Source organism: Cellulomonas sp. GTC20042 (assembly GCF_055389595.1).
This window is the reverse complement of sequence record NZ_AP043678.1, coordinates 1,763,374-1,782,955: the sequence shown is the minus strand read 5'-3', so window position 1 is coordinate 1,782,955 and position 19,582 is coordinate 1,763,374. Positions and strand designations below refer to the sequence as shown.

The following is a 19,582-nucleotide window of genomic DNA, read 5'->3' as shown; positions in this document are numbered from 1 at the left end:
GTCAGGCGGTCCCGCCGGTCGACCGGGGCGCCGGTCGAGCAGCAGGACGGGGTGCGGCCGGGCCGGGGCGCGGCGCGGGCCGGGGTGCCGGCGTCGCGGCGGGACCGGCAGCCGGTGCGGGCTTCGGCCGGGCGGCCGGCTTCGGCGCAGCAGCGGGCTTGGGCGCCGCCGCCGGCTTCGGCGCGGCCGAGGTGGCCGGCTTCGGCGCAGCGGCCGGACGCGGTGCCGCGGCCGGCTTGGCAGCAGCCGGCTTCGCGGCGGGACGCGGGGCGACCGGAGCGGCCTCGACGACCGGCTCCGCCTCGACCACCGGCGCTGCCGGCTCGGCCTCGACGACCGGGGCCGGGGCGGCCGGGGCCTCCGCGGCCGGAGCCTGCGCGACGGGTGCCGCCTCGACGGGCGCGTCCACCGCGGTCTCCGCGACGGGGGCCTGCTCCGGACGCTCCTCGCGGCGGGCGCGCCGCTGCTCGTTCTTCTGCTCAGCCTTCTTCTTGGTCGGGCCGAGCACCATGATCATGTTGCGCCCGTCCTGCTTCGGCATGCTCTCGATGAAGCCGAGCTCGGTCACGTCGTCCGCGAGCCGCTGCAGCAGGCGCACACCCATCTCGGGGCGGGACTGCTCACGACCACGGAACATGATCATGACCTTGACCTTGTCGCCGGCACCGAGGAACCGCTCGACGTGGCCCTTCTTGGTGGCGTAGTCGTGCGGGTCGATCTTGAGCCGGAAGCGGATCTCCTTGAGAACCGTGTTGGTCTGGTTCCGCCGTGCCTCGCGCGCCTTCATGTCGGCTTCGTACTTGAACTTGCCGTAGTCCATGATCTTGCAGACGGGCGGACGGGCGTCCGGGGCGACCTCGACCAGGTCGAGGTCGGCGTCCTGGGCCAGGCGCAGTGCGTCCTCCACGCGGACGATCCCGACCTGCTCGCCGTTCGGGCCGACCAGGCGGACCTCGGCGACGCGGATCCGATCGTTGATGCGGGGCTCGCTGATGTGGTGCTCCTCAAGTCGTCGTGGACGACCGCCAGGAACGAGGAAGGCCCCCGATCCTGGGTACAGGTGGGGGCCACGACAGGTCCGCACCCGTGCCACGGGGGCACGAGCACCGAGTCGCACGACACCCGCAGCAGCGAGCGACGACGACCCTCGGACCGAGACCTGGACTCTGTCGCCGGCGAACCGGTCGGTCGAGACTCAGGTGGGATGGACTCCACTTGTGCACCTGGTTCGTCGTCCGTCTTCGAGAGGACGCACGTCGACCCAGGCCAGTCATGGAGAACTCTACCAGAACCCCCGACCACCCTCGGCGCGACCGCCGATCGACCTGACGCACCGTCAGATCCCTGCTTGAACTGTTCCAGAAAGCATGCCAGGGTGAGGTCATGCCCGTCGAGCACAGCCACCCCGTACCGGTCACCGACCCCGCGGAGCTGCTGCGCGAGCACGGGCTGCGCGTCACCGCCCCGCGGCTCACGGTGCTCGAGGCGGTCGGGTCGCTCCCGCACGCCGACGCCGACACCGTGCTGCGCGCGGCGCGGACCGCCCTGCCGACCGTGTCGGTGCAGGCGGTCTACGACGTGCTGCACGCGCTGACCGACGCCGGCATCCTGCGCCGGATCGAGCCCGCCGGGCACCCCGCGCGCTACGAGCGGCGGGTCGGCGACAACCACCACCACGTCGTGTGCCGGATCTGCGGCGCGGTCGACGACGTGGACTGCGCCGTCGGGGAGGCGCCCTGCCTCACCCCGAGCTCGACCTCCGGCTTCACGATCGAGGCCGCCGAGGTCACCTACTGGGGCGTCTGCCCCTCCTGCCGCGCCGGCTGCTGACACCCACCCCACCCATCCACCGACCGGGTCCAGCCCGGCCGGTCCCCGGCGTGCCCTCGCGCACCCTCCCACCGGAAGGACTCTCGTGACCGACCCGACCACGACCACCTCCGGCGCCCCCGTGGCGTCCGACGCGCACTCGCTCTCCGTCGGCGCGGACGGCCCGATCGTCCTGCACGACCACTACCTCGTGGAGAAGCTCGCGCAGTTCAACCGCGAGCGCGTGCCCGAGCGCGTCGTCCACGCCAAGGGCGGCGGCGCCTTCGGCACCTTCACCACCACCCACGACGTCAGCCGCTACACCCGTGCCGCGCTCTTCCAGCCCGGGGTCAGCACCGAGATGCTGGCGCGGTTCTCCTCGGTGGCCGGCGAGCACGGCTCCCCCGACACCTGGCGCGACCCGCGCGGCTTCGCGCTGAAGTTCTACACGTCCGAGGGCAACTACGACCTGGTCGGCAACAACACCCCGGTGTTCTTCCTGCGCGACGGGATCAAGTTCCCCGACTTCATCCGCTCGCAGAAGCGCCTGCCCGGCTCCAACCTGCGCGACAACGACATGCAGTGGGACTTCTGGTCGCTGTCGCCCGAGTCGGCGCACCAGGTGACCTGGCTGATGGGCGACCGCGGGCTGCCGCGCTCCTGGCGGACCATGGACGGATTCGGCTCGCACACCTACCAGTGGATCAACGCCGCGGGCGAGCGGTTCTGGGTCAAGTACCACTTCACCACCCAGCAGGGGATCGAGAACCTGACGAGTGACGAGGCCGCCGCCCTCGCCGGGTCGGACGCCGACCACCACATCCGCGACCTGTTCGACCACATCGCCGCCGGGGACTTCCCGCGCTGGACCCTGTCGGTGCAGGTGATGCCGTACGAGGACGCGAAGACCTACCGGTTCAACCCCTTCGACCTGACGAAGGTGTGGCCGCACGCGGACTACCCGCTGATCGAGGTCGGCGTCATGGAGCTGAACCGGAACCCGGAGAACTACTTCGCGCAGATCGAGCAGGCGACGTTCGCCCCCTCGAACTTCGTGCCGGGGATCGCCGCCAGCCCGGACAAGATGCTGCTGGCCCGGATCTTCTCCTACGCCGACGCGCACCGGTACCGGGTGGGCACCAACCACGCGCAGCTGCCGGTGAACGCCCCGCACTCCCCCGTGCACGCCTACTCCAAGGACGGCGCGGCGCGGATCACCTTCCCGCCCGCCGACGTGCCGGTGTACGCGCCGAACTCCCTCGGCGGCCCGGCGGCCGACCCGGCACGTGCCGGCGAGCACGGCGGGTGGGAGTCCGACGGCGAGATGGTCCGCTCCGCGGCCACCCTGCACCCGCAGGACGACGACTGGGTCCAGGCGGGCACGCTGTACCGCGAGGTCTTCGACGACGCCGCCCGCGCACGCTTCCTCACCACGATCACCGGGCACGTCGGCGCGGTCCGCAGCCCCGAGATCCGCGCCCGTGCCATCCAGTACTGGACGAACATGGACGCCCAGCTCGGCGCAGCCCTGGCGGCCGCGCTGGCGTAGCACTCGCGCCGGCCTACGAGGTCGGTGGTTCGTGCACGATCACGCGGCGCAGAACCACCGACCTCGTGCAGAACCACCGACCTCGCCGGGGCTCGGGGAGCAGGGGGTGTCTGCGGGCGGGGTGCGGGCACGCGTGCGGGAGCGGGGGTGCGAGTGGGGGTGGGATGGCAGGATCGGCGCATGAGCCAGATCCCGGACGCCTCCACCGCCACCCGCGACATCGCCGACGTGGCCGCGGTCGAGGTCATCACCACCGCCGCCGTGCACCTGATGAGCGCCGCGGCGGTGAAGTGCGGGCTCGCGGAGGACACCGCCACCACGGCGGGGCGCGACCTGACGGACCTGGACGAGGCCCGCAAGCTGATCACCGCGCTGGCCGCCCTGGTCACCGCCTCGGCGCCCGACGTCGGCAACCAGCACGCGCGCTCGCTGCGCGACGGGCTGCGCTCGCTCCAGCTCGCCTTCCGCGAGGCCTCGCCGTTCCCGGACGCCCCCGGCGAGGGCCCGGGCGAGAAGTTCACCGGCCCCGTGTCCTAACGGGGACGCCGCGGAGTCAGTCCGCGGCGGCGGCCCGTCCCGCGCCGTGCCCGATCTGCCCCGCCCGACGCGCGACGTCGCGGTCGGTGTGCTCGGCGATCCCCGCCGGCTCCGCCAGATCCATGGGCACGACGATCTGCGCCACGATCCCCTCGTCCGCGACCTGGTCGGCCGCCGTCACGACCTCGGCCGAATCCACGGCCGCGCGCGCCGCCGACCGGCGCCGGAACACGGTCAGCACCGCCAGCCCCGCGGCGGCGAGCACCAGGCCCACCCCGCCGGCCATCGCGAAGCCGGCCTGCGGGCCGAGCCGGTCGATCACCGCGCCGCACACCGGGGCGCCCAGCGCCGCACCGACCGTGTTGGCGGTGCCGCTCCAGCCCATCACCTCGCCGCGCCGGTGCTCGGGCACCATCCGGACCAGGGCCGCGTTGATCGCGGACAGGCTCGCCGCGCAGGGCAGGCCCGCGATGACCACCGCCACCGCGAGCTGGGTCTGCGTGCTGGCGAGCGCGGCGGGCAGCGTGCACAGGCCGAGCAGCGCGACCAGCGCCAGCGGGTGCAGCTCGTGCCGGCCGGCGCCGTAGACCAGCCCGCCGATCACCGAGCCGACGCACCACAGCGCGACCATCCAGCCGACCGCCTGCTCCTGGTCCCAGCCCTCCAGCGCCGCGATGATGCCGACGTCCGTGCCGTTGAGGATCAGCGCCGCCGCGGAGGCCGCCGCGAGGATCACCAGCACGCCGGGCGACACCAGCCGGCCCTTCGGCGCGGCGACCGGCACCGCGCCCTCGACCGGGGCCGACCGGGTCGGCGGGTTGAACCACATGAGGAACAGCCCGGCGCCGACGGTGGCGACACCGATCACGGTCAGCGCCGCGGAGGTCGACACCTGGGTCGCGATCAGCACGCCGATCGTCGGCGCGAGCATGAAGGTCATCTCGGTGCCGACCGAGTCCATGGCGTAGGCGGTGCGCTGCTGCTCCGGCGGCACGATCACCGCCAGCGACTGGCGCACCACCGAGAACACCGGCACCAGGAACGCCCCGGCGACCACCGCCGCGACCACCAGCGCCTCGTAGCCGAGCCGGGGCGCGAGGATCCACACCGCCGACTCGACGACCACCGAGGGGATCAGCGCGCGGCGCAGGCCGAGCTTGTCCACCCGCCGGCCGCGCCACGGGGAGCCGATCGCCACGCCCACGGTCATCGCCGCCGCCACGAGCCCGGCGTCGCGGTACCCGCGGTCCAGCGTGCTCACGACGTGCAGGGTGAGCACGACGCCGGTCATCGCGTGCGGGATGCGCGCGACGAAGGCGACGAGGACGAGCGGGAGGACTCCGGGCAGGCGCAGCAGACGTCCGTAGGGGGCGAGGGGCATGGGAGGAATTCTGCCGTGCCGCGGGCCACGGGCTCGACGTGAATCCGAGCCGTGGACGGTGGATGCCCGGGCGTGCCGCCTGCTCGTCCGCCTATCCTGTGGCGCGTGACGTCCGCCACGCCTCCCGACCGCCCCGGACCGCCGACGCCGCCCGGGGAGTCGTCCTGGCTGCCCGGACCCGCCGCCGGCGCCGCCCCCGAGCCCGCTGCCGAGACCGCGTCCGCGACCCCGGCCGGCCACACGCCGGGTTGGCCCGCCGCCGGGTCGTGGGCCTCGACCGCGCCGACACCCGCACCGCAGCCCGCGCCCACGCAGCCGCTCGGCACGCCGTTCCTGCCGCCGCTCGGCGCGCCGGACCTGCCGGGGGCCACGCCGCGCGAGGACGGTCACGGGCACGTCGCCCCGGCGCCCGCCGGCCGGCACCGCCGTCGCCCGTGGGCCGTGATCGTGCTGTCGGTGCTGCTGGTGCTGGTGACCGCGCTGTCGACCTACCTGTGGATCCGCACGGTCCGGTTCGAGGACTACGCGCAGGGGATCGAGGACCAGGCACGCACGATCGGCACGGACCTGACCGCGCTGCGCGAGGAGCACGAGGGCACCGTCGGCGAGCTCGCCGCCGTGAACGATCAGCTCGCGACCGCGCAGGCCCGGATCACCGAGCTGGCCGACGAGAAGGCCCAGATCGGCGACGACCGGGAGATCCAGCGGCAGCTGGTGGACTACCAGGAGCGCGTCTCCCAGGCCGCCGCCAACGTCGCCTCCGCGCTGTCCACCTGCATCGACGGGCAGAACCAGCTGATCGGCTACCTGGAGAACTCGGCGGCCTACGACCCGACCGACCTGCAACGGTTCAAGGACGACGTGACCCGGGTGTGCGGGATCGCCACCGACGCCAACACCCAGCTCCAGCAGGAGCTCGCCGCGGGGACGGACGGGTGAGGCGCTCGACGGGGAGCACGGTGCTCGTCGCCGCCGTCTCGGTGGTGCTGCTCGCCGGCTGCGGGGTGCTGCCCGCGATGCCCGGCCCGGTGCCGACCGACCTGGTGCCGACCAGCGTGCCGGCCGCCACGCCGACCTCCTCCGGAAACCTGTCCCCCGACGGCTTCGACGCCGCGCAGCGGATGGCGGTGCGGATCCGCAACGTCGGCTGCGCGTCGCTGTCCACCGGGTCCGGCTTCGCGATCGACGAGACCACCCTGATCACCAACAAGCACGTGGTGGCCGACTCCGCCGACCTCCAGCTGTCCACCTACGACGGCCGGGACATCGCCGTGACCGCGTCCTCGACCGCCGGGCTGGCCGACCTGGCGGTCGTGCGCACCGCGGACCCGCTGCCCTCGGCACCCGTGCTGGCCGAGGCCGATCCCGCCCCCGGCGACGCGGTGACCGTGGTCGGGTACCCCGAGGGCGGTGCGCTGACCGTCACCAGCGGCCAGGTGATCGGCGCGACCACCGACCCGCTGAACGAGAACCTCGGGCAGGTGCTGGTCACCGACGCCCCGGTCGAGCCCGGGTCCTCCGGATCCGCGGTGCTGGACACCGAGGGACGCGTGGTCGGCGTGGTCTACGCCAAGAACTCCACCGGGCAGAGCTTCGTGGTGCCGGTGAGCACGCTGAGGCAGATGCTCGCCGACGACTCCTCCTTCACCGCGACGACCTCCTGCGCCGGCTGATCCCGCGGGGCCCTGGTGGCGGCCGCCCGGACGTGCCACGGTGGAACGTCCGCGCCCGGACCCGCCGGGACCACCGGACACCCAGGAGGACGCGATGAGCCACGACGAGGATGCACCGGAGCCGGTCGAGCTCGCCGACGTGCCGGAGCTGGCCGACCTGCCCGAGCTCGCCCGCGCCGTCGGGGACGCGTCCTCGGTGCGCCGGGTGTTCGGCGAGGCCTACGAGCGCGACGGGGTGCTCGTGGTGCCGGTCGCCAAGGTGATGGGGCTGAACGCGCTGGCCCGCGCCGCCGGTGGTGGGCGCTACGGCTTCCGCGCGGGACGGCACGGGGCCGGTGGCGGGCCGGTCGACGCGGATGGTGCTGACGTGCAGGACGTCGCCGACGCGGCCGACGCGCCGGAGGGCAGGCCGGAGGCGGTGGCGGACGAGGCTGCTCCGGAGGCCGCTCGCGCGGCGGGACCGTGGGGGCGCGCACCGCGCGGGCCCGGCTGGGGACCGTTCGGGCACGGGCGCCCCGGGCCGGGCGGCGGCTGGCACGGGCCGCACCCGCACGGTGGACCGGGTCACGCGCACGGCCGGGGCCGCGGGCGCGGCTGGGCCGACGCGGGATCGGCGGCCACCCGCACCAAGCCGCTGGGCGTCTACGTGGTCGACGACGAGGGCGTGCACTGGCACCCGGCGCTCGACCTCAACCGGGTGATCCTCGGCGGCCAGGTGGTCGGGGCGGTCTCCGTGCTCGCGCTCGCCTGGGTGCTGCACCGGCGGCGCTGACGCCCGCGCGGGTCGGCGACGGCGGCGCGGGGCCAGGTCGCGCCCGGGCCCGTCGGCGCAGGGCCGAGCGCGGGTTCAGGCGGAGCGGGGATCAGACGGCGTTGCGTCGGGCGGCGCGGGGACCGGGCAGCGCGGGGATCAGGACCGCGCAGGGATCAGGACAGGCGCATCTCGAGCGAGTCGACCCGGCGGGTGACCGTCTCGTCCGTCGCCAGGGCGTCGCCGACCCGACGCAGCACCGCGTCCAGCGCGGTCCGGTCCAGGCCGGGCACCAGTGTCAGCGCCACGGCGACCTCGGCGCGGCGACCCGGCTCGGCGTCCACCGCGACCACCGGTCCGCGGTCCGCGTGCAGCAGGCCGGGCACCCCGGACAGCGTCGCCCGCACCGCGTCGCGCACCTCGGGGTCCACCGCGCGGCGCTCGCCGACGCCCGGCACCGCGGGACGCCACTCCTGCTGCTGCGCGAGCGCCCACACGGCAGGGCGGGGCAGCAGCACCGTCACCGGGCCGCCCGGGTCGAGCACCAGCAGCTCCCAGCCCTCGGTCACCGCCGACAGCGCGGCACGGGCGATCTCGCTGGGCACCGGACGAGCGTCCGCACGCCAGGCGGCGACGGCCTGCACGCTGGAGAACACCGGCAGCGCGGTCCGTCCGTCCGGGGCGCGCAGCGCGACGATCCCGGCGGAGGCCTCCTTCTCCACGGTGTGCGCGTGCCCGCCGACCTCGACGGTCTCGGCGGACTCCAGCTCCGCGAGCACCGGCACCAGCACCCGCGTCCCGGCGAGCGCGGCCACCACCGCGGCCACGTCGGCGTCACCGGCGGCGTGCGCGGCGAGCACCGCCGCCAGCGCCGGGTCCGCCCGCCCGTCGTCGCCCGCGAAGGGCGAGGAGGGCGGCAGCGCGCGCCCGGTCACGGCCGGCCGGCGACGTCCAGGGCCTCGGGCAGCGTGAAGGCCCCCGCGTACAGCGCCTTGCCCACGATCGCCCCCTCGACACCCTCGCCGACCAGCGCACGCAGCGCCACCAGGTCGTCCAGCGAGGAGATCCCGCCGGAGGCGACCACCGGGGCGTCGGTCCGCGCGCACACCTCGCGCAGCAGGTCGACGTTCGGGCCGCGCAGGGTGCCGTCCTTCGTCACGTCGGTCACCACGTAGCGGGCGCAGCCGGCGGCGTCGAGCCGGGCCAGCACCTCCCACAGGTCGCCGCCCTCACGGGTCCAGCCGCGCGCGGCGAGCGTGGTGCCGCGCACGTCCAGGCCGACCGCGATGGCGTCGCCGTGCCGGGCGATGGCGTCGGCGGTCCACTCCGGGTCCTCCAGGGCGGCGGTGCCGAGGTTGACCCGGGTGGCGCCGGTGCCCAGCGCCCGCTCCAGCGAGGCGTCGTCGCGGATGCCGCCCGACAGCTCGACCTTGACCCCCTTGCCGGACAGCACCTGGGCGACGTCGGCGAGCAGCGGGGCGTTCGACCCCCGGCCGAAGGCCGCGTCCAGGTCGACCAGGTGGATCCACTCGGCGCCGCCGGCGTGCCAGTCGAGCGCGGCGGCCAGCGGGTCGCCGTAGCTGGTCTCGGACCCGGCCTCGCCCTGGACCAGCCGGACGGCCTGTCCGTCGGCGACGTCGACGGCGGGCAGGAGCTGCAGACGGTCGGACATGGATCTCCTCGTTCGGGTGGGGTGGGGGCTGCTCGCGCTCAGGACAGCGAGCGCACCCAGTTCTCGAGCAGGCGGGCGCCGGCGTCGCCGGACTTCTCCGGGTGGAACTGCGTGGCGGACAGCGGACCGTTCTCCACCGCGGCGACGAACCGGCCGCCGTGGTCGGCCCAGGTCACCCGCGGCAGCGCGAACCGGTCCGGGTCGCCCTCGGTCAGCAGCGGGAACGACCGGGCGGCGTAGGAGTGCACGAAGTAGAACCGCTCGTCCTGCACGCCGTCGAAGAGCACCGTGCCCTCGGGGGCGTCGACCGTGGACCAGCCCATGTGCGGCACGACCTCGGCCTCGAGCCGGTCCACCAGCCCGGGCCACTCCCCCAGCCCGTCGGTCAGCACGCCGTGCTCGTCGCCGGAGCCGAACATCACCTGCATGCCGACGCAGATGCCGAGCACCGGACGACCGCCGGCGAGCCGCCGGTCGACGATCTGGTCGCCCCGGACCTCGCGCAGGCCGGCCATCACGGCCGCGAAGGCGCCCACACCCGGCACCACCAGGCCGTCGGCCTCCCCCGCCGCACGCGCGTCGGCGGTCAGCTCGACATGCGCGCCGACCCGTTCCAGGGCGCGCACCGCGGACCGGACGTTGCCGAATCCGTAGTCGAGGACGACGACACGAGGCTGGCTGGGCACGGGGTCAGGCTAACCGTCCGCGGGGCCCGGCACGCCGCACGTCCGGCGAGCGGAACGCGCGTCAGCCCTTGGAGCCCTTGCGGCCGGCGAGCGCGCGCATCGCCGCCCAGCGGGACATGCCCACGCTGGTCTGCACGCCCGGCACGTCCTGCACGGAGGTGCCGCCGACCACCAGGTCCTCGAGCACCTCGGGGGCTCCCGACAGCACGAGCCCGGCCGCGAGCTCGTCCTCCTGAGCCCCGCCGAGCCACCGGCTCGCCGCGATGCGACCACCGCGGCGGTCCAGCAGGATCACCGGCGAGAGGCGCAGCACCCGGGACAGGTCGCCCGCGGCGGTCGCGACGACGGCGGCGGTGGAGACGTCGCGCAGCACGGCGAGCGCACCGACCGGGGACGCGACGGTGTCGGCCTCGATCCCGGCGAGCGCGCAGGCGGCGGCCAGCGGACGGGCGCCGGCGACCTGGGTCACCAGCACGGCGAGCACCGGCTCGTCCTCCGGCTCGGCCGCCGCGGCGGCGGCGTCGGACGCACCGGTAGCGCCGTCGGAGGCACCGGGGGCGCGGTCGAGCGCAGCCGTGGCGTCGGGACCGAGCAGGGCGTCGAGCCCGGACAGGTCGTCCGGGATCTCGATGCCGAGGTCGTCGTCCTCGCCGGGACCCTCGCCGCCGGGGCGCGGGTCGTCGACGCTCACAGCGCGCCCTTGGTGCTCGGCACGCCGTCGACCCGCGGGTCCAGGGCGACCGCCGCGCGCAGGGCGCGGGCCAGCGCCTTGAACTGCGCCTCGACGATGTGGTGCGGGTCGCGGCCCGCGAGCACGCGGACGTGGATGCCGAAGGCGGCGTGGTGCGCGATCGACTCCAGCACGTGCCGGGTCAGCGAGCCGGTGAAGTGCCCGCCGATCAGGTGGTACTCCTGCCCGGCGGGCTCGCCGGTGTGCACGAGGTAGGGGCGGCCGGACACGTCCACGACGGCCTGCGCCAGCGCCTCGTCCAGCGGCACGGTCGCGTCGCCGAAGCGCGCGATCCCCCGCTTGTCGCCCAGCGCCTCGCGCAGCGCCTCGCCCAGGCAGATCGCCACGTCCTCGACGGTGTGGTGCGCATCGATCTGGGTGTCGCCGGTGGCGCGCACGGTCAGGTCGATCAGCGAGTGCTTGCCCAGCGCGGTGAGCATGTGGTCGTAGAACGGCACCGTGGTGTCGATCTCGGTGCGGCCGGTGCCGTCCAGGTCCACCTCGACCAGGACCGTCGACTCGCTCGTCGTCCGCTCGATCCGTGCGGTGCGCCCGCCCGTCGTGCTGCTCACAGCCCCACCACCTCCACCAGCGCGGCCTTGAACGCCGCCGTCTCCTGCGGGGTGCCGACCGACACCCGCAGCCATCCCTCGGGGCCGACCTCACGGATCAGCACGCCCCGGTCCAGCAGACCCTGCCACACCGCGTGCCGCTCCTCGAACACGCCGAACAGCACGAAGTTCGCGTCGGACTCCGCCACCCGGATCCCCCGGTCGCGCAGCCACAGCACCAGCTCGTCCCGCTCGGACCGCAGCGACCCGATCTGCGCCATCAGCTCCTCGCGGTGCCGCAGCGCCGCACGGGCGACCGCCTGGGTCACCGCGGACAGGTGGTACGGCAGCCGGACCACGCGCAGCGCGTCCACGAACGCCCGCGAGGCGGCCAGGTACCCGACGCGCGCGCCCGCGAGGCCGAACGCCTTGGACATGGTGCGGCTCACCGCGAGGTGCGGGTGGTCGGCCAGCAGGGTCAGCGCCGAGTCGACCCCCTCGCGGCGGAACTCCGCGTACGCCTCGTCCACCACCACCACGCAGCCGCCCGGCACCTCGGCGGCGGCGGCGAGCACCTCGCGCACCACGTCGAGCTCCAGCGAGGTGCCGGTGGGGTTGTTCGGGCTGGTCAGCAGGACCACCGAGGGCTGTTCGGCCGCGATCAGCGCGCGGGCCTGCGCGGGATCGACCTCGAACTGCTCGGTGCGGCGACCGGCGACCCAGCGGGTGTGGGTGTCCCGGGCGTACTCGGGGTACATCGAGTACGTCGGCGCGAAGGACAACGCGGTGCGCCCGGGGCCGCCGAAGGCCTGGAGCACGTGCAGCATGACCTCGTTCGAGCCGTTGGCGGCCCACACCTGCTCCGGGGCCACCCGCACGCCGGACTCGACAGCCAGGTAGTCGGCGAGGTCGGCGCGCAGGTCGAGGAACTCACGGTCCGGGTAGCGGTTGAGCCCCGCCGCCGCCTCCGCCACCGCCGCGGCGATGTCCGCGACGACCTCGGGCGAGGGCGGGTACGGGTTCTCGTTGACGTTGAGCAGGTTCGGCACCGCGAGCTGCGGGGCGCCGTAGGGCGCGCTGCCGGCCAGCTCGGGGCGCAGCGGGAGCACCGGTGCGGGGGTGGGATCGGGTGCGGTGGTCACGCGGCCGATCGTATCCACGTGAGCCGTGGACGCCGGGGCACGTCTCAGCGAATGCTCAGGTGCACGGAGCGGGGCGGTCGTGTCGGCGGGCGTGGTTAGGGTCGATCCCGATGAGCGACACCGACCTGCACCCCGTCCCCTCGGCCGACCTGCGCACGGAGGCCGAGGCGGTGCTGCGCCGGCTGGTGGGCCGTGAGGACGCCCGGCTGCGCGACGACCAGTGGCGGGCGATCGACGCGCTGGTCACCGATCACCGGCGGGCGCTCGTCGTGCAGCGCACCGGCTGGGGCAAGTCCGCGGTCTACTTCGTCGCCACTGCCCTGCTGCGTGCCCGGGGCGCCGGGCCGACCGTACTGGTCTCCCCGCTGCTCGCGCTCATGCGCAACCAGGTCGCCTCCGCCCAGCGTGCCGGGGTGCGCGCCGCCACCCTCAACTCCGCCAACGTCACCGAGTGGGACGCCGTGCACGAGCAGATCGCCGCCGGCGAGGTCGACGTGCTGCTGGTCTCCCCCGAGCGGCTGACCCACCCGCAGTTCCGCGACGAGGTGCTGCCCCGGCTGGCGGCCGACGCCGGGCTGGTGGTGATCGACGAGGCGCACTGCATCTCCGACTGGGGCCACGACTTCCGGCCCGACTACCGGCGGATCCGCACCCTGCTCGCCGAGCTGCCGGCGGGCATCCCCGTGCTGGCCACCACCGCCACCGCGAACGCGCGGGTCACCGCCGACGTCGCCGAGCAGCTCGGCACCGCCGCCCACGACGACGTACTCGTGCTGCGCGGCCCGCTCGACCGGTCCAGCCTCGACCTGTCCGTCGTCCGGCTGCCCGACACCGCCGGACAGCTCGCCTGGCTGGCGCAGAACCTCCCGGCGATGACCGGCTCCGGCATCGTCTACTGCCTGACGATCGCGGCCGCGCAGCAGGTCACCGAGCACCTGCGCGGCGCAGGGATCGACGTGCGCACCTACACCGGCCAGACCGACCCCGCCGAGCGCGAGGTCTCCGAGGCCGACCTGCTGGCGAACCGGGTGAAGGCGCTGGTGGCGACCTCCGCCCTCGGCATGGGCTTCGACAAGCCCGATCTCGGCTTCGTGGTGCACGTGGGCGCGCCCTCGTCCCCGATCGCGTACTACCAGCAGGTCGGCCGTGCCGGTCGTGCCGCCGAGGCCGTCGGCGGCCGCGCCAGCGCCGTGCTGCTGCCGGGACGTGAGGACCGCGCGATCTGGGAGTGGTTCGCGTCCACCGCGTTCCCGCCCGAGGACGACGTGCGGGCCGCCCTGCGCGCGCTCGGCGAGGCCGGCACCCTGTCCACCGCCGCTCTGGAGACGCACGTCTCGCTGCGCCGGTCACGGCTGGAGCAGATGCTCAAGGTGCTGGACGTCGACGGCGCCGTGCGGCGGGTACGCGGCGGCTGGGAGGCCACCGGCGCGCCGTGGTCCTACGACGCCGAGCGCTACGCCCGGGTCAGCGCCACCCGCCACGACGAGCAGCAGTCGATGGTCGACTACGTCACCGGCGAGGGCTGCCGGATGGCGCACCTGCGCCGAGCCCTGGACGACCCCGAGCTGGTCGGCGCCACCGCCGGCCCCGACGCCGCCGGCTGGCAGTGCGGACGCTGCGACCGCTGCACCGGACGCACCGCCGGCACCACCCCGGACGCCGCCCACGTCGCCGGCGCGCAGGCCCTGCTCACCGCCGCCGGCGTCGCCGTCGAGCCACGCCGCCAGTGGCCCAGCGGCATGGCGACCCTCGGCGTCGAGCTGTCCGGCCGGATCCCCGAGGACGAGCGCGCCGGCACCGGACGCGCCGTGGCCCGCCTCGACTCGGTCGGCTGGGGCGGCCTGCTGCGCGACCTGTTCGGCGGCGAGGCCGACCCGGACGCGGGGCTCCCGGTGGCGCTGCGCGACCCCGTGCTCGCCACCCTCGACGCCTGGCAGCCCGAGCACCGGCCCGCCGGCGTCGTGCTCGTGCGCTCCGCCACCCGCCCCGCGCTGGTCGAACAGCTCGCGCACGGCGTGGCCCGGCACCTCGGCATCCCCGTCGTCGGCGCCCTCGCCCCCCGGCCGGACAGCCCGCCCACCCGGCACGACGTGAACTCCGCGCACCGGCTCGCCGCCGTCGCCCGCCGGCTCGACCTGGACCTCGGCCCCGCGGCGGCCGCCGGGCTGCCCGGGCGGACGGTGCTGCTGGTGGACGACCGCACCGACTCCGGCTGGACGCTCACCGTCGGCGCGCGGCTGCTACGGCTCGCGGGGGCGGAGGCGGTGCTGCCGTTCGTGCTGGGCGTGGGGTGATCGGTCGCGACGCCGTCAGGCGACGCGAGGTAGTCCACCGAACGCGCACCCGACTCCACCGGGTCCGGGTCGAAGAACCCGTTCGGGAGAGGGCGTCACGGTAGGCGCTCTTCACCATCGGCGCGAAAGTCAGCACGTCACCAGTCGGGGTTCGTGTCGCCTCGGACTCCGTCGGGCGACACGAGGTCGTCCACCGTCCACACGCCCGAGTCCGCAGGCCCCGGGTCGAAGTACCCGTATCGCAGACCCGCCATGGTGCCGTCACACGCGCCGCCGAGACCCGCACCCGGGTCCTTGGTGTGTGAGTACCTGGGGTCGGTCACCTTGAGCACCCCGTCCTCGATCTCGAGCAACGACTCGATCAGCACGGGCTCAGCATCACGCAGATCCTGCCCGTTCACGCCACCGATGGGCACGCACGAACTCACCAGATAGGCACCATCAGACCTTTCGACCACATCCACGATGACAGCGCCACCCGGGCCGTCCGGTCCATCGTCCGTGGGCGTCACGCCCTCCGGATGACTCCGTGCCTCGCGCAGCTGTGCGTCTTAGTACTGCTCGTACAACCACCTGCGAGTGGAGGCCGCGAGATCGGGAGATGACCAGTCGTGCGTGTAGCGCGCGACCGCAATCGCCATCTTGTGCTGGCGGAAGGTCTTCACAGCGATGTCGTCTGCCCACTTCCCGTCGTCCGGCTCCCCGTAGGGCCACACGATCTGCAGCGGCTCACCCGCCGCCGTCTCACCGACCGTCACGGATGTCGAAGGGCCGGGGGCCGGGGGCTGCTGATCCGACGGCAACGTGCACCCCGCGAGTAGCTCTACCGCGAGCACCGACAGCCCCCGGCGGAACCTCACCCGTCAGCACCCGGCTCCGCCGTCGCCGTGGCGGTCGGGTCGGTGACCCACTTCTTCGCTTCCGGATAGCCCTCGATGAACGTGTACCAGTACGGCTCGCCGTCCACGCCGAGGATCGACAGGTAGTCGAAGGGCTCACCGTACGGGGGTGGCGGATCGAACTCCCCCACCCGCACCCCGTCCAGATCACACATCCCCAACCTGTACTCCCGCTCCGCGATCAACAGAGCATCGCCCTCGCGACGCACCGTGATCTCCGCGCGGTCGCCCGTGCCATCCAGCGGTGGTAGGTCCCGGAAGTCCTCGTCCGAGGTGAATGCCCATGCCTGCACCCGGCACACCGACACCACGGCCTGGTCCCCATCCTCGTCGACCCCCAGCACGATGCTCGGCGCAGGACCAGGGAAGTACTTGTAGCCACGGCCCTCGTCGCTCACGACGCTCACGTTGAACTCCGGTGCGAACTCCCCGCCGACCAGGGCAACGAACTCCGGATTGGAGTAGTCACGCATGTACATGCCGACAGCCATCAGCAGCTCGAACTGCCGGTAGGCCGCCACCCATTCGTCATCCGCCCACCGGCCGTCGTCGGGCAACCCGTTCGGCCACAGCACGTCGGGCGCGCCCTCGGTGCGCCACTCGACCTGCTGCACGACCGGATCACTCGGCGCCGGACCCGGCGCACATCCCGCCAACAGAACCACCGCGAGCAGAGACGGCCCCCAGCGACACTTCACCCGTCAGCACCCGGCTCCGCCGAGGCCGTGGCCGTCGGCTCGGGAAGCAGCTCCGTGTTCGGCGGCAGGCTCGGAGCAAACGTGTACCAGTACGGCTCGCCGTCAACACCGAGGAACGACAGGTAGTCGAACGCCTCGCCGTACGGAGGCGGCGGATCGAACTCCCCCACCCGCACCCCATCCAGATCGCATAACCCCAACCCGTACACCCGCTTCGCGATCACCAGAGCGCCGCCCTCGCGACGCACGGTGAACTCGGCGCGATCACCGTAGCCATCCAGCGGGGGCAAGTCCCGGAAGTCCTCGTCCGACGTGAATGCCCATGCCTGCACCCGACACACCGACACCACGGCCTGGTCATCATCCTCCTCGACATCCAGGACGATGCTCGGTGCCGGTCCCGGCAGATACGGCATGTCGCGACCCTCGTCGCGAACCGCCCGCGTGTCGTAGAACGGCGTGTACTGCCCACCGACCAGGGCCACGAACCCTGAGTCGGAGAAGTCACGCATGTAGCGACCCACTGCCTCCAACACCTCGAACTGCCGGTAGGCCGCTACCCACTCGTCATCCGCCCATCGGCCGTCATCGGGCAACCCGTTCGGCCACAGCACGTCGGGAGCACCTTCGGTGTGCCACTCGACCTGCTGCACCACCGGATCACTCGGCGCAGGGTCAGGCGCACACCCCACCAGCGCCAGAGCGGCACCTACCCCGATCGCCATCGCCCGGTATACCCGCCTGTTCACTCGCACTCCTGGGGTTTGTCGTCGACGGTGTCGGCCATCGTGTAGTAGTCGGAGACGATCTTGGCGACCGTAGCGGAGCGGTCGGTCGGGCCGTGGAGCATCGCGTCGTCGGCGAGCATGTCATCGGTGACGTGCTCCGCCACGAGTCGCTCGACCACGCCGCGAAGCGTGTCCTGCTGGGTCCCGTTCTCTGCGGCGACTGCGGCATGCACCGAGTCGTAGGTGCTGCTCCACCAGCGTGCGCCGTCGGCGAGTCCTCCCACGATCCCGTCGATCATGAGGCCGGGCACCGGCTTGACCGGGATGAACGCCGTCGCGACGCCGGCGATCGACTCCGCGGAGGAGATGCCACCGGACACGATCTCGTCGTGCCGCGCGGCGACGTTGAGCGTCGCCCCTCCCGAGGCACCGTCGATCAGGCCTTGCAGCATGGCGGCGCGCTCGATCGCGCCCAGGGGACCGTAGGTGACCGGTTGTCCGATCGTCGCGAGCATCTTGTTCTGGAACTCCTGCACCGCGACGTCCAGCGTCGCCCGCACACCCGGGTCGAAGGCGGCGATGCCAAAGACCTCCGTCAACGCCCCCGGCGTCACGTTCGGCACGAGGCGGAGTCCGAGACCTGGAATCGGCCTCTCCGAGACTAGGTCGCTGCCGCATTCGCCGTCCGAGCCGATCAGGTAGACGGCGTTCTCGGTGAGCAGTGGCAGCTGTGCGGCGATGGCCTCGGCGAGGTGGGTCTGCGCCTCGATCGAGGTGTGCTCCGCGATGAACGCGTGGTTGTCCGCCAGTCTCTGGAACACACGCGCGTTCGCTGCGGCCAGGGCGTCCCAGGTCGCCGGGTCGTACTCCGGATAGGTCATCGGTCCGCCGGTCGCGGTCTGCATCCCGTCCCACAGCGCCGTGATGCCGACAAACCCGTCACCGGACCAGTCCCGCTCACCGAACCAGTAGTCGATCCGCGGGAACCCATTCCCCGCGTCACCGCCGGCGGTCAGCCAGGCCAGTGCCGCGTCCGGATAGCCCCCCAGCGTCTCGAGCACCGCCGAGGCCGGATCAACCGCGCGCCCGGGCTGATCGGGGTCGGCCAGGTTCGCCAGCACCAGGCCACCACCGGGCAGCGCCGCGAACCACGCCCCCACCCCGAGCCGCTCACGCTCGTCGATGAGATCGGCCGCCGCGACCGTGAACCGCTCACCCATCGGGGACTCGCCCGGGTCGCCGAACAGGAACCCGACCACCGACGCCGCCTCCGGCGCGTTGAACAGGTCCGCGGCGAAGGACCGCGCCTTCGTGCTGCTCCACGTGGTCGACGCCAGCGCGAGCGCGGACCGCAGCGCGAGCGCCAGACCCAACCCGTCATCCGAGTCCATCCGGCCGGCGTAGATCTCGTCCCCGAGCAGGTCGAGGACCTCGACGGTCTTCCCGCCCCCGAGGGTGTCGAAGTACTGGCTCATCAACGTCGCCGACCCACCCCATGCCGCCAGCAACGCCGACAACCCGGCCACCGCATCCGGGTCACCGTCCAACACCTGCTCGGACAGCTCGACCAGCGCATCACGCACCGCCAGCGTCGTGAACTCCTCCGGACGCGTCATCCCCGCCGCGGCCATCGCCGCACCCACCACCTGCCAGTCAGCCACCGGCGCGGCCCGCAACGCCCCGGCCGCGATCCGATCCGCGGACTGCCTGCGCGCCACCAGGTCCTCGCGCTGCAGCTCCAGACCGGACTGCACCCGGCGCGCCGCGACCAGGCTCGACTGCGCACGCTTCTGCGCGTCGGTCAGGTCGTCGCTCTGCGCGTAGTGCGGGACCACCCGCCGCGCCGCGGTGATGTCGTCCTGCGCGTCCTGCCACGACCGCTCGATCCGCGCAGCCTCGTCCGCGATCGACTCGACCTCACCCGCATAGGTCTGCAACGCCGCCGCATACGGCGCCAACGCGTTGATCAGCACACCCAGATCCGCCAGATACGACGCCCCCGTGGCGCGGAACGCTTCACCGGCCTGACCCGACCACACCACCGGCGTCACCCCGTCGACATGACCCCGGAACCGCGAACGCGCATCGTCCAGGCACCGCACCAGGGTGTCCATCGCCATCGCCCGTGCACGCACCCCCGCGGTATCCCCCGCACCCGGATCCTGAGCAGTCCACTGCACCACGCCAACCCCCCTCAGATCGCCGCGTCGGTGTCGAGGAACACCTGCACGGCATCAGCGGTCCCCTGACCGATCCGGAACATCTCCCCCGCGGCACCCAGCAGCTGGTTCACCACGGTCGGGGTGAGCGCGCGCAACGCCGCATCGACGTCCGCCGACCCGCTCGCGCACGACGGACCCCACCCCGGATCGGGCATCATCCGCGAGACATCACGGATACCGGAACCGGCATCACGAATGGCGCGGGCGTCGATCAACAGGTCAGCCACGGTGAATCCTCACGGAGTCGAACGATCGGTCGG

Annotated in this window: 20 protein-coding genes; 7 read left to right on the top strand and 13 right to left on the bottom strand. The window is 73.7% G+C overall.

What is annotated here, in order from left to right; all coding sequences use genetic code 11:
* Window position 1 precedes the first annotated feature (1 nt).
* Window positions 2-1,084, bottom strand: a complete 1,083-nt coding sequence (gene infC, locus ACZ5HG_RS08190; protein WP_464182124.1) for a translation initiation factor IF-3 — start codon at window positions 1,082-1,084, stop codon at window positions 2-4.
* Between the two features lie 299 nt (window positions 1,085-1,383).
* On the opposite strand from infC, the gene ACZ5HG_RS08185 reads away from it, so the two are divergent.
* The 3 genes from ACZ5HG_RS08185 to ACZ5HG_RS08175 all read left to right on the top strand — a co-directional run bounded on the left by ACZ5HG_RS08185 (window position 1,384) and on the right by ACZ5HG_RS08175 (window position 3,895).
* On the top strand, window positions 1,384-1,830 hold the full coding sequence (locus ACZ5HG_RS08185) for a Fur family transcriptional regulator (RefSeq protein WP_464181705.1): 447 nt from the start codon (window positions 1,384-1,386) through the stop codon (window positions 1,828-1,830).
* A gap of 85 nt (window positions 1,831-1,915) precedes the next feature.
* Window positions 1,916-3,358 (top strand): catalase, encoded by a 1,443-nt coding sequence (locus tag ACZ5HG_RS08180; protein ID WP_464181703.1) that lies wholly within the window; start codon window positions 1,916-1,918, stop codon window positions 3,356-3,358.
* A 180-nt stretch (window positions 3,359-3,538) separates the two neighbouring features.
* Window positions 3,539-3,895 (top strand): DUF1844 domain-containing protein, encoded by a 357-nt coding sequence (locus ACZ5HG_RS08175; RefSeq protein ID WP_464181702.1) that lies wholly within the window; start codon window positions 3,539-3,541, stop codon window positions 3,893-3,895.
* Window positions 3,896-3,911: 16 nt separating this feature from the next.
* Here ACZ5HG_RS08175 and ACZ5HG_RS08170 read toward each other — a convergent pair whose 3' ends face one another.
* Entirely contained in the window at window positions 3,912-5,276 is a 1,365-nt protein-coding gene (locus ACZ5HG_RS08170) for an MFS transporter (protein WP_464181701.1), read from the bottom strand.
* Between the two features lie 105 nt (window positions 5,277-5,381).
* Here ACZ5HG_RS08170 and ACZ5HG_RS08165 point away from each other — a divergent pair, with 105 nt between their 5' ends.
* The 3 genes from ACZ5HG_RS08165 (at window position 5,382) to ACZ5HG_RS08155 (ending at window position 7,721) form a co-directional block, all read left to right on the top strand.
* The gene (locus ACZ5HG_RS08165; protein WP_464181700.1) at window positions 5,382-6,215 is read left to right on the top strand and encodes a zinc ribbon domain-containing protein; all 834 of its coding nucleotides are present in this window, start codon (window positions 5,382-5,384) and stop codon (window positions 6,213-6,215) included.
* Window positions 6,212-6,949, top strand: coding sequence for a S1C family serine protease (locus tag ACZ5HG_RS08160; protein WP_464181699.1), 738 nt, complete (start codon window positions 6,212-6,214; stop codon window positions 6,947-6,949). Before ACZ5HG_RS08165 ends, ACZ5HG_RS08160 begins: the two co-directional genes overlap by 4 nt.
* Window positions 6,950-7,043: 94 nt before the next feature.
* The gene (locus tag ACZ5HG_RS08155; protein WP_464181698.1) at window positions 7,044-7,721 is read left to right on the top strand and encodes a hypothetical protein; all 678 of its coding nucleotides are present in this window, start codon (window positions 7,044-7,046) and stop codon (window positions 7,719-7,721) included.
* A gap of 155 nt (window positions 7,722-7,876) precedes the next feature.
* On the opposite strand, the gene ACZ5HG_RS08150 is transcribed toward ACZ5HG_RS08155, so the two are convergent.
* The 6 genes from ACZ5HG_RS08150 to ACZ5HG_RS08125 all read right to left on the bottom strand — a co-directional run bounded on the left by ACZ5HG_RS08150 (window position 7,877) and on the right by ACZ5HG_RS08125 (window position 12,481).
* On the bottom strand, window positions 7,877-8,635 hold the full coding sequence (locus ACZ5HG_RS08150) for an SseB family protein (protein ID WP_464181696.1): 759 nt from the start codon (window positions 8,633-8,635) through the stop codon (window positions 7,877-7,879).
* Window positions 8,632-9,372, bottom strand: a complete 741-nt coding sequence (gene priA, locus ACZ5HG_RS08145) for a bifunctional 1-(5-phosphoribosyl)-5-((5-phosphoribosylamino)methylideneamino)imidazole-4-carboxamide isomerase/phosphoribosylanthranilate isomerase PriA (protein WP_464181694.1) — start codon at window positions 9,370-9,372, stop codon at window positions 8,632-8,634. Before priA ends, ACZ5HG_RS08150 begins: the two co-directional genes overlap by 4 nt.
* Before the next feature lie 38 nt (window positions 9,373-9,410).
* Window positions 9,411-10,058 (bottom strand): imidazole glycerol phosphate synthase subunit HisH, encoded by a 648-nt coding sequence (gene hisH / locus ACZ5HG_RS08140; protein WP_464181692.1) that lies wholly within the window; start codon window positions 10,056-10,058, stop codon window positions 9,411-9,413.
* 61 nt (window positions 10,059-10,119) lie between these two features.
* Window positions 10,120-10,749, bottom strand: coding sequence for a hypothetical protein (locus ACZ5HG_RS08135; protein WP_464181690.1), 630 nt, complete (start codon window positions 10,747-10,749; stop codon window positions 10,120-10,122).
* On the bottom strand, window positions 10,746-11,360 hold the full coding sequence (gene hisB, locus ACZ5HG_RS08130; RefSeq protein ID WP_464181689.1) for an imidazoleglycerol-phosphate dehydratase HisB: 615 nt from the start codon (window positions 11,358-11,360) through the stop codon (window positions 10,746-10,748). Before hisB ends, ACZ5HG_RS08135 begins: the two co-directional genes overlap by 4 nt.
* Complete coding sequence (locus ACZ5HG_RS08125; protein ID WP_464181688.1) at window positions 11,357-12,481, bottom strand: histidinol-phosphate transaminase; 1,125 nt, start codon at window positions 12,479-12,481, stop codon at window positions 11,357-11,359. The genes hisB and ACZ5HG_RS08125 overlap by 4 nt, the downstream gene beginning before the upstream one ends.
* 110 nt (window positions 12,482-12,591) lie before the next feature.
* Between ACZ5HG_RS08125 and ACZ5HG_RS08120 the strand changes: the two genes are divergently transcribed.
* The gene (locus ACZ5HG_RS08120) at window positions 12,592-14,775 is read left to right on the top strand and encodes a RecQ family ATP-dependent DNA helicase (protein WP_464181686.1); all 2,184 of its coding nucleotides are present in this window, start codon (window positions 12,592-12,594) and stop codon (window positions 14,773-14,775) included.
* Window positions 14,776-14,912: 137 nt separating this feature from the next.
* On the opposite strand, the gene ACZ5HG_RS08115 is transcribed toward ACZ5HG_RS08120, so the two are convergent.
* The 5 genes from ACZ5HG_RS08115 to ACZ5HG_RS08095 form a co-directional block, all read right to left on the bottom strand.
* A complete protein-coding gene (locus ACZ5HG_RS08115; RefSeq protein ID WP_464181684.1) occupies window positions 14,913-15,287 on the bottom strand; it encodes a hypothetical protein in 375 nt (124 codons plus the stop codon).
* A 344-nt stretch (window positions 15,288-15,631) separates the two neighbouring features.
* A complete protein-coding gene (locus ACZ5HG_RS08110; protein WP_464181683.1) occupies window positions 15,632-16,288 on the bottom strand; it encodes a hypothetical protein in 657 nt (218 codons plus the stop codon).
* Window positions 16,289-16,368: 80 nt separating this feature from the next.
* Window positions 16,369-17,028: a hypothetical protein gene (locus ACZ5HG_RS08105; RefSeq protein WP_464181681.1), complete on the bottom strand. Its 660-nt coding sequence runs from the start codon at window positions 17,026-17,028 to the stop codon at window positions 16,369-16,371.
* Window positions 17,029-17,117: 89 nt separating this feature from the next.
* Entirely contained in the window at window positions 17,118-19,220 is a 2,103-nt protein-coding gene (locus ACZ5HG_RS08100) for a hypothetical protein (RefSeq protein WP_464181679.1), read from the bottom strand.
* Window positions 19,221-19,294: 74 nt separating this feature from the next.
* Window positions 19,295-19,549, bottom strand: a complete 255-nt coding sequence (locus ACZ5HG_RS08095; RefSeq protein WP_464181677.1) for a hypothetical protein — start codon at window positions 19,547-19,549, stop codon at window positions 19,295-19,297.
* Window positions 19,550-19,582 lie beyond the last annotated feature (33 nt).

Coding starts and splice junctions, on each gene's coding strand:
- priA (WP_464181694.1), bottom strand. CDS start 9,372: ATGTCCGACCGTCTGCAGCTCCTGCCCGCCGTCGACGTCGCCGACGGA.
- ACZ5HG_RS08155 (WP_464181698.1), top strand. CDS start 7,044: ATGAGCCACGACGAGGATGCACCGGAGCCGGTCGAGCTCGCCGACGTG.
- ACZ5HG_RS08185 (WP_464181705.1), top strand. CDS start 1,384: ATGCCCGTCGAGCACAGCCACCCCGTACCGGTCACCGACCCCGCGGAG.
- ACZ5HG_RS08100 (WP_464181679.1), bottom strand. CDS start 19,220: ATGGCGATGGACACCCTGGTGCGGTGCCTGGACGATGCGCGTTCGCGG.
- ACZ5HG_RS08175 (WP_464181702.1), top strand. CDS start 3,539: ATGAGCCAGATCCCGGACGCCTCCACCGCCACCCGCGACATCGCCGAC.
- ACZ5HG_RS08170 (WP_464181701.1), bottom strand. CDS start 5,276: ATGCCCCTCGCCCCCTACGGACGTCTGCTGCGCCTGCCCGGAGTCCTC.
- ACZ5HG_RS08120 (WP_464181686.1), top strand. CDS start 12,592: ATGAGCGACACCGACCTGCACCCCGTCCCCTCGGCCGACCTGCGCACG.